This window comes from Bellilinea sp. (assembly GCF_034432615.1).
GTDB lineage: Bacteria > Chloroflexota > Anaerolineae > Anaerolineales > Anaerolineaceae > Bellilinea.
In genome coordinates this window covers 1-2171 of the sequence record NZ_DAOUBL010000092.1, presented here as the reverse complement: position 1 = coordinate 2171, position 2171 = coordinate 1, and the positions used below count along the sequence as shown (strand labels likewise).

2 protein-coding genes are annotated in these 2171 nt (G+C 53.8%); one reads left to right on the top strand and one right to left on the bottom strand.

Features of this window, described 5'->3' with window-relative positions; all coding sequences use genetic code 11:
• Positions 1-128 precede the first annotated feature (128 nt).
• A complete protein-coding gene (locus VAE48_RS04320; RefSeq protein ID WP_322792092.1) occupies positions 129-857 on the bottom strand; it encodes a hypothetical protein in 729 nt (242 codons plus the stop codon).
• A 76-nt stretch (positions 858-933) separates the two neighbouring features.
• Between VAE48_RS04320 and VAE48_RS04315 the strand changes: the two genes are divergently transcribed.
• On the top strand, positions 934-2013 hold the full coding sequence (locus tag VAE48_RS04315; protein ID WP_322792091.1) for a prohibitin family protein: 1080 nt from the start codon (positions 934-936) through the stop codon (positions 2011-2013).
• Positions 2014-2171: the final 158 nt, after the last annotated feature.

Sequence of the window (2171 nt, the reverse complement as noted above, 5' to 3'; positions counted from 1 at the left end):
CGGCGGAGTAACATAGGCAATTGGCGGCTGATACTGCCAGTACGGCAAAGGTGGGTTGAACCCCAACGCTCCCGCGCTGTTCATCCAACCCTTTTCCAGCATCAACTCCTGTTTCGCCGTCAGCACCGTCATGACTCACCCCGCTGATTTTCCACTGATCCAAGTGCTGACCAGTTGATTTGGGAATAGTCGAAAACCACCCCTTTACGACAAACCAGCAGCCAGCCTTTGCGGGCAGGTATGGCACACACACCGCATTCCGCCATTCCCGCGCAATATACCGGCTGGCGTACCATCACTTCCACACCATCCTTTTTGGAAGATAACGAAAATTTCTCATCAATTTCCTTAAAAAAGGCGGCCACTGCCGGTAAAGAGCCCTGTACAGCAATAAAATCTGCCCACTGCCACCATTCTTCACGCTGGTTTAGTGAAAAAACCTCTATCAAAGCAGGTAAACGCAAGGGGCTGTGTTCTCCACAAAACACGATCTCGGCACCTTGACGCACCGCCTGCTGCATCAAAGGCATCAAGTAATGCACCCCCTCATCCAGCGAAACGCAGGCAACCCGCCGGCTGGAGCGCGGCAGGGTAAAACCGCGTCCAATCGGCCCGTGGATACTCAAACGACCACCCGCCTGCCATCCCGAAGGGATTGCCCCCGCCAGATACCATTCACCGCGTTCATCCATAGCCGGGTACAACGCTGTTGGAAGCAAGTCAGCCATCGGATCGTGAAATCCAATCCACAGCTGGCCAGCCGAGAAGGGAAGCTGCTCTCCGGAGGATAGGCGGATCATCACCTCACCTTCAACCGCCGAATGGAAGATTTGTTCAATCAAAAAGTGAGATTTCATTGATCACTGAACTTGCACAATGCCGTGTTCATGCTAGTATAATACAATCGTTTCACCAATTTGTGAGGAGATTATCATGAACATCGCCAATTTGTTTCAGGGTTTAGCCACACTGGCATGGATGCTGTTCTTCGGCCTCCTGGTGCTGGTGCTGGTACGCGCCAGCCGCAACCGGCCGATCAAGAATGCCTCGGTTACCGTGCTGACCACATTGGTTTTAGCCATCCTGTTAACCGTTGTTTCTGCCGGGCTGGTTTTTATTGAACCACAAGAACGCGGGGTGGTCATTTCTGCGCTTTCGCCCACCGGTTACCGCGAGCAGGCACTGGAACCGGGGTTACGCTGGATTATTCCGTTTGCCGAAAGGGTAGTGCGTTACCCCATCTCCCGCCAGACCTATACCATGTCCATAGCTTCTCAGGAGGGACAAATTATTGGAGATGACTCCATCACCGCCCGCACGGCTGACGGTCAGGAAGTTTTCATTGACGCCTCGGTTATCTTTGAAATTGACCCTGCCAAAGTGGTCGAAGTTCACATCCGCTGGCAGGACCGCTACACAAACGAACTGGTGCGCGCGCTCACCCGCGGGATTATCCGCGATGCGGTTTCACAGTACGGCGTTGAAGAAGTATACAGCACAAAACGCGGTGAAATGACCCAGCAGGTTTTCGACGCGCTTTCCATCAAACTCGCCGAAAACGGCTTACGATTGGTGGATTTTGTGCTGCGCAACATCACCTTCTCGCCTGAATACGCCGCCTCCATTGAACAAAAACAGATTGCCGAACAGCAAGCCCAGCAGGCGCGTTTTGTGGTCGAACAAAAACGCCAGGAAGCCGAACAGGCCCGCCAGATTGCTCAGGGACGCGCCGATGCCGCCGTGATTCAGGCCAAAGGTGAAGCCGAATCGCGCCTGATTCAGGCTGAAGCCGAAGCCAAAGCCTTACAGATCATCTCTGAAGCGCTTAAAGATAACCCGGAATTATTGACCTACCAGTACATCACCAAACTTTCCCCCAACATTCAGGCACTGCTTTTGCCCAGTAATGCCCCCTTCATTTTCCCCTTGCCGGATGTGTACAACCCCAATTCCAACCCTGCCCCTGCGCCAACCACGCCATCACCGGCAGTTGAACCCACTCCCACCCCATAAGGAGTTTTTGAACCGCGAACATGGAATCACAGCCCGCCAAACCGCCTTCTGGCAAACAAATTCGGCTGACCAGTCTGTCTTCCTGCGCCGGTTGAGCATCCAAACTGCGCGCTGAAGCGCTGACGCAGGTGCTGCGTCCGGTCCGCCAAATCTTTCAG